The sequence below is a fragment of the Streptococcus infantis genome (assembly GCF_019929665.1).
GTDB lineage: Bacteria > Bacillota > Bacilli > Lactobacillales > Streptococcaceae > Streptococcus > Streptococcus infantis_H.
In genome coordinates this window covers 462,263-468,634 of record NZ_JAHZPZ010000002.1, presented here as the reverse complement: position 1 = coordinate 468,634, position 6,372 = coordinate 462,263, and the positions used below count along the sequence as shown (strand labels likewise).

Annotated in this window: 5 protein-coding genes, 12 tRNA genes and 2 rRNA genes; 14 read left to right on the top strand and 5 right to left on the bottom strand. The window is 34.6% G+C overall.

Features of this window, described 5'->3' with window-relative positions:
* The 14 genes from K1I61_RS05690 to K1I61_RS05625 all read left to right on the top strand — a co-directional run.
* Positions 1-157 (top strand): 23S ribosomal RNA (locus K1I61_RS05690); the annotation flags it as partial.
* A gap of 77 nt (positions 158-234) precedes the next feature.
* A 5S ribosomal RNA gene (gene rrf / locus K1I61_RS05685) occupies positions 235-350 on the top strand.
* A 4-nt stretch (positions 351-354) separates the two neighbouring features.
* Positions 355-427: transfer RNA gene (locus K1I61_RS05680), tRNA-Val, on the top strand.
* A 5-nt stretch (positions 428-432) separates the two neighbouring features.
* Positions 433-503 (top strand) — tRNA-Gly (locus K1I61_RS05675).
* 32 nt (positions 504-535) lie between these two features.
* Positions 536-609, top strand: a tRNA-Ile gene (locus K1I61_RS05670).
* A gap of 14 nt (positions 610-623) precedes the next feature.
* A tRNA-Glu gene (locus K1I61_RS05665) sits at positions 624-695 on the top strand.
* A gap of 7 nt (positions 696-702) precedes the next feature.
* A tRNA-Ser gene (locus tag K1I61_RS05660) sits at positions 703-792 on the top strand.
* 14 nt (positions 793-806) lie between these two features.
* Positions 807-880: transfer RNA gene (locus tag K1I61_RS05655), tRNA-Met, on the top strand.
* A 4-nt stretch (positions 881-884) separates the two neighbouring features.
* A tRNA-Phe gene (locus K1I61_RS05650) sits at positions 885-957 on the top strand.
* A 15-nt stretch (positions 958-972) separates the two neighbouring features.
* Positions 973-1,053 (top strand) — tRNA-Tyr (locus tag K1I61_RS05645).
* A 6-nt stretch (positions 1,054-1,059) separates the two neighbouring features.
* Positions 1,060-1,130 (top strand) — tRNA-Trp (locus K1I61_RS05640).
* A 12-nt stretch (positions 1,131-1,142) separates the two neighbouring features.
* Positions 1,143-1,215: transfer RNA gene (locus tag K1I61_RS05635), tRNA-His, on the top strand.
* Between the two features lie 13 nt (positions 1,216-1,228).
* Positions 1,229-1,300, top strand: a tRNA-Gln gene (locus K1I61_RS05630).
* A 9-nt stretch (positions 1,301-1,309) separates the two neighbouring features.
* A tRNA-Leu gene (locus K1I61_RS05625) sits at positions 1,310-1,393 on the top strand.
* Positions 1,394-1,463: 70 nt separating this feature from the next.
* On the opposite strand, the gene K1I61_RS05620 is transcribed toward K1I61_RS05625, so the two are convergent.
* From K1I61_RS05620 to K1I61_RS05600, 5 genes are all read right to left on the bottom strand, one after another.
* Positions 1,464-2,606 (bottom strand): tyrosine-type recombinase/integrase, encoded by a 1,143-nt coding sequence (locus tag K1I61_RS05620; RefSeq protein ID WP_049478727.1) that lies wholly within the window; start codon positions 2,604-2,606, stop codon positions 1,464-1,466.
* A gap of 51 nt (positions 2,607-2,657) precedes the next feature.
* Positions 2,658-2,996, bottom strand: coding sequence for a DUF771 domain-containing protein (locus K1I61_RS05615; protein ID WP_049478726.1), 339 nt, complete (start codon positions 2,994-2,996; stop codon positions 2,658-2,660).
* 63 nt (positions 2,997-3,059) lie between these two features.
* The gene (locus tag K1I61_RS05610; RefSeq protein WP_049478725.1) at positions 3,060-4,388 is read right to left on the bottom strand and encodes a Rep family protein; all 1,329 of its coding nucleotides are present in this window, start codon (positions 4,386-4,388) and stop codon (positions 3,060-3,062) included.
* A 209-nt stretch (positions 4,389-4,597) separates the two neighbouring features.
* On the bottom strand, positions 4,598-4,858 hold the full coding sequence (locus K1I61_RS05605) for a hypothetical protein (protein ID WP_223333839.1): 261 nt from the start codon (positions 4,856-4,858) through the stop codon (positions 4,598-4,600).
* A 353-nt stretch (positions 4,859-5,211) separates the two neighbouring features.
* Positions 5,212-6,372: an ATP-binding protein gene (locus K1I61_RS05600; protein ID WP_049478723.1), complete on the bottom strand. Its 1,161-nt coding sequence runs from the start codon at positions 6,370-6,372 to the stop codon at positions 5,212-5,214.

Sequence of the window (6,372 nt, the reverse complement as noted above, 5' to 3'; positions counted from 1 at the left end):
GCTGAAAGCATCTAAGTGTGAAACCCACCTCAAGATGAGATTTCCCATGATTTTATATCAGTAAGAGCCCTGAGAGAAGATCAGGTAGATAGGTTAGAAGTGGAAGTGTGGCGACACATGTAGCGGACTAATACTAATAGCTCGAGGACTTATCCAAAGTAACTGAGAATACGAAAGCGTAAGGTTTTCTTGTAATTTGATAGATATTCAATTTTGAGTAGGTATTACTCAGAGTTAAGTGACGATAGCCTAGGAGATACACCTGTACCCATGCCGAACACAGAAGTTAAGCCCTAGAACGCCGGAAGTAGTTGGGGGTTGCCCCCTGTGAGATATGGAAGTCGCTTAGCTCGAGGGAGTTTAGCTCAGCTGGGAGAGCATCTGCCTTACAAGCAGAGGGTCAGCGGTTCGATCCCGTTAACTCCCATATAAGCGGGTGTAGTTTAGTGGTAAAACTACAGCCTTCCAAGCTGTTGTCGCGAGTTCGATTCTCGTCACCCGCTTTGAACTTTGTTCAATACCAAGTTTTTAACTTGGGCGCGTAGCTCAGGTGGTTAGAGCGCACGCCTGATAAGCGTGAGGTCGGTGGTTCGAGTCCACTCGTGCCCATTTTTTATAAATATGGTCCGTTGGTCAAGGGGTTAAGACACCGCCTTTTCACGGCGGTAACACGGGTTCGAATCCCGTACGGACTATTTTGTTGGAGGATTACCCAAGTCCGGCTGAAGGGAACGGTCTTGAAAACCGTCAGGCGTGTAAAAGCGTGCGTGGGTTCGAATCCCACATCCTCCTTTATTTATTATTAACGCGGGATGGAGCAGCTCGGTAGCTCGTCGGGCTCATAACCCGAAGGTCGTAGGTTCAAATCCTGCTCCCGCAATTTTGGCTCGGTAGCTCAGTTGGTAGAGCAATGGATTGAAGCTCCATGTGTCGGCGGTTCGATTCCGTCTCGCGCCATTTCTTATATTACACGGAAGGGTAGCGAAGAGGCTAAACGCGGCGGACTGTAAATCCGCTCCTTCGGGTTCGGGGGTTCGAATCCCTCCCCTTCCATCTTATACGGGCATAGTTTAAAGGTAGAACTAAGGTCTCCAAAACCTTCAGTGTGGGTTCAATTCCTACTGCCCGTGTTAAACGTTATGGCGGGTGTGGTGAAGTGGTTAACACATCAGATTGTGGCTCTGACATTCGGGGGTTCGATTCCCCTCACTCGCCTACTTTATATTTTTGGGGTATAGCCAAGCGGTAAGGCAAGGGACTTTGACTCCCTCATGCGTTGGTTCGAATCCAGCTACCCCAGTTACTATTTGCCGGCGTGGCGGAATTGGCAGACGCGCTGGACTCAAAATCCAGTGTCCGCAAGGACGTGCCGGTTCGACCCCGGCCGCCGGTATAAAATAGCATTAAGAAACGTTGATAATTCAGCGTTTCTTTTTGATTTGGTCAACTTCTGGTCAGTGATTCTATTTTTTAACTAGACTCGTCAAAACTGCACGAACTTTGTTATTTTCAATATCAGCTTTTTCTTTTATAAGATGTCCATAAGTTTCAGTTATTTGTTTAATATCTCGATGCCCCATTAACTTTGACACTGCCCAAATATCAACACCCATTGCTAACATTGTTGAACAATACGTGTGTCTCAGACCTGTACTTGTCATATTTTGAGGATGAATTTTTAAGGTCTTTAAAATTTGCTTTAAATGCTTGTTTACTCCTGCATTTGTTACAACATTATACTTCAAATCAAAAAAAATCATATTTTCATTATTTGTAATCATCCCATTTTCAATGAATACAGTTTGTTCTTGTTTTAATTTTTTTAAAATTGTTAACGTAGCATTATCAATTGGAATTGTACGGATTGACTCTTCTGTTTTAGCGTTTGCCCACCGTTTTCTTGCTGTATCATATCGTTGATAAGTTTTGATTTCTGAATTTTCCCACAAGATACAATCCCATGTAAGACCTGCAACCTCTCCTGCACGCATTCCGGTTTTCAGTTGAATCAATAGTAAATACGGTACTATGGAAGTTGCTAAATCAAGATTATTTTCTAAATATGTTACTAATTTTTGATAATCTTCAAAGCTATGAATGTATTTTTCATCTTTTCGCTTCTTTGGAGGTCGTCCTGAAAGAATTACACCCTCAGTAAAATCTTCTATATTAAGTTTATCTCGTTTTGCAAACACAATCACGTTTCTAATTTCCGCATTCATTCTACTAACATTATCACGACAATTTGTTTCAGCGTACTTATTTATAAAAGCCTGATATTCACTCGCTTTGATTTTTAAGGCTGGTTTGTCTTTAAAATATTCCTTGATAAACTTACCACGCAATAAATGTTTATTAAATGTAGCCTCTGCTTTTCCAAGTGGTTTTACAGTCAATTCTAACCACTTTTCCCATAGAGTATAGAATGGAATGTTTTTATCAATTATTGCTCCGTTAATCAATTTGAGTTCAAGTGCGAGTGCTTCAATTTCTGCTTCCCTTTTTGTCTTAAATCCTGAATTTGAAGCAACTACCTTTTTATTTTTATCAAAAATTCTATAATCCCATAAATTCTTTTTTCCTCGTTTTCTGTATGAAACTGACATGATTACCTCTTTCTAAAAGACGATAACCAAGATATTATCTTGATTATCGTATCATAAACTAAAAATTTCTGCAAAATTTTCTTCAAAAAATTGTTTCGTTTTGCTAGCTAAGAAGTAGTACCGTCCACCCTGATTATTTGGATATTTCACAAAACCATCCTTGTTTTTATCAATATCAATTTTTGAGCGAATATCTGCACGATAGAGAACATTTTCTAATAACCACGGTCGAGATACTGAAATCATCTCTAAAACCTCGGATAAGCTCATATATTTCCCATCTGAAGCTTGTGTTTTTAAGTTGAGATATTCTTCTTTTTCAACAATGATATGTGTGGCAGGTAACTTTACTTCTAAATTGTCTATTTTGATTAAAATCTTATCTGTCATATAAATTTTTCTCTTTCTATGATAAAATAGAAGCAGAAATAGTATTAATTATTTCTACTAGTTTTAGTTATCGCTACCCTTGCTTTGGTCGGTTAGGTTTGTAGCGATAACTTTTCTTTTATTATCAATATTATTTTCTTTATTAATTTTTTCTAATATATCTGAAGCAATTTTTCGAAATTCTTCTTCATTTTTAACGCTACTTAGTGTATACGTTTGTATTTTTTTGAATTCTTTTTTCGCCTTTTCTTTTAAATCCCGATTTGCATTGTAGTACCATAATTCAATATTAATTCCTTTATTTTTATCATCATGAACCATTTTAATTACAAATCTAATTCTTCGCATTAGCTGATGATATTCTTTATTTTTCTTACCAAACCACGAATCACACCAATCCCAATAAGTATCTGAATTTGTGATAATTGTTAAATCATTAATGATATACGCATCTTTAAACCGTGAACTTAGTTGAGTTGCTGAATCTGGTTCTAGTATCTGAAATAACTCTCGAAAAGTCATACCACAACTTGCATCTAATTCATTGATTACAATTGTTTTTTCTCCTTTATAACCTGAACCTAAATCAAATCTTTTTTTATTTATTGATGGGGTATGTGCTCCTAACCTATCATGTTCTTCTGCAAGTAAACGTGCTAGATATGATTTTCCTGTTCCCCCTTCAGCTTGAATATAAATACCTGTATGATTCCGTTCCCCTTTGCTCATTCGAATAAACTCCTTCTGAATAAATTCTTGTCTGTTCTCCTCAAATTGTCTTTTATTTGAATTCCACGCTTTCTGTGCTATACGTTGAGTGAATTGCTCAAACAATTGTTGTTTTGCTTCAGTTGTAAGTAGGCCTTCTTCTGAGATTAGATAGCTTAATTCTAAACAATAATCGTCTATTTCTAGACCATTGTCAGCTTTTTCTTTGCTGTGATTTTTGATTTTTCCCATGATATCATCGATATAGTTTGCATTTTCTGATGAAATAACATCTGCGACTTCGTAGGGGAATTTATGTTCTTCCATGTTACGTTCGTTGCGATGTGTAAGATATCGGCATGCTTTTATCGAACTACGAACAAATTCTAAATTTTGTTTTCTTGAAATTGATAGAGCCTTCAATACTGATGAGTAAGTATGAGCGTGTTTGAAATCAATATAAAAATGAGCATGTAATGGTTTTGAACTGCCGTCATCTTTCAAATCCTTATCGTGAAAAATAATATGATACCTATCTTCTTCATTTTTACAATAATCATGAATACGTTGAATAACTGATTCACGAAAATCTTTTTCAGTTAATTTTGAATTTGCATTGTGTTCATATTCATATGAAATTTGACCGAAAAATTTTCTTTTTCTATCATTTTGATTAATTTTCATAAAAATCCTTTCTGATTTTGACACAAAATGAATAATTTGTGTTTATTTGTGTTGTTGTGATATGGTTTGGATGAGGACGCACAGACGGAGAAAACTGTGCGTCCTCATCCAAATAAACATCATATTTTCTTGACACATCACAACATAAAAATCTTATTCATTAGACGTGAATTGTTTAAAACTTATTGTGCTGGTGTACTTGCTTACCTTCAGTAGCAGTACACCGCACCTTTATTTTTTTTTCTAGCAGTTGTTGAGATAAATGTTCTACCATTTTCTAATCTAATGAAATCATTAAATAAATATCTATTATCTAACTGATTTAATTCTCTTTTTGCCTGCGCCAACAATTCTTCCATAATATTATAACTTTCACAATTATCTGGTAAAGTCCATTTTGCAATAGCCCCTTTCTCATAGTAATCAACAGTTAATGTCAACAGAGAACGATTTGCTTTTTTAATAATCATTTGTTTTCTATTTAAAATCGAAGCGAGTTCGTTAAATGTTGTATCTACATTTGTCTGACTTAGAAAGCGTCTAATTTTCCATGTTGCGATATATGATTTCATGCTATTATTGAAAGAATCACGTTCTACAATACGAAAAATTAAATCAATTATAATCATGTAAATAAAAATGCAAAATTCTAGCAGTAAAATGAAACGCAAGCTTATAATATAAACTAAAAAATAAAAGATAGTATCTAGATGAATTTGAAAAATTAAGAAAGTAGATATACGTTCTAAAATAAAGAAAATCAATAAAGTGAACATGATGAAATTAAGAATATTGTACCTATTGAAATAATGTTTCATAAAATTTATTCCTTTCTATTATATGTATATGTGGGTGTTAGCAGTGGCATAATATGTGTCCTGTGTTCGCTATCTGTATACTTGATAATTCCTGTACCAATTCCAGCGGGTATTACAATATTTTCTACGTTGAAATTTGGTAACAAAAATTGGCAAGTATTTGCATTTATTTCACCCAAGATAAAAATACAATTGATTTGTTCACGTACTGCTGTATTACCTCCAAAAGCATTTGCATCAAAACGTTGACTTAATAGGATAAGACTCACATTTGTCTGTCTGCCCAATAGAGCAATCGTTCCTAATAATTGAGCAAAGGTTTCTCTTGCTTGTTTCGAACTACCTTGTACCAATGCCAATAGTTCATCAATAACAATATAGATGCGTTCAAAACTTTTATCTGGTTGTTTTAATAATATTTCTTGCCGTTCGTATATTTTGTTTATGATACGACCAAGTAATTCATTAATTTCTGTAATAAAACTATTTAAGTTAGAGCCTTTTTGAGGTGAGAAAACTTCAAGTTGAAGTTCTTTAGCTAATAAATAGATATCTGATAATTTAGGGTCAATACAAACGATTTGATTTGTAATTGATTTTAAACAATAAATGAGATATTGAACAAAATGAGTTTTTCCAGAACCGCTGGAGCCACTTATTGCAACATGAACAACTTTTGTCATATCAATTGCAATATTTTTCGACATGATAGGAATATGCTTTTCTGATACTTTTTCTTTAATAAAAGTTTGTAAATTACCTATTTTTAAGCGATTTGGAACCCCATCAATCCAAGGGAAGAAGAATGCTCGTGCTTGGTTTTCATTTTTTGTATCATATGAAACGAAATAAGCATTATTTTGAGCTAATAAGGTCTTGAAAGGATATAAAATACCAGAACAAATTGCATATAGTTCAAAGTATAATTTAGCATCAATTGAGTACGATACCGGCAAGTTAGGTATAAATAAGAACCCTTTATCGTTGCTTAGAACCTTGATGTCAAATGAATTTAGATAGGATGATTCATCATTAATATTAAGCGCATTATTCAAATTTCTTAGAATGAATTGAGCTAATTCGTATTTATTATTGCCAAACTCAACTACATCAGCAGAAGTTGCTGATGTAGCATGAGTTTGACTTTTATTCATTAGAAAAGCCAT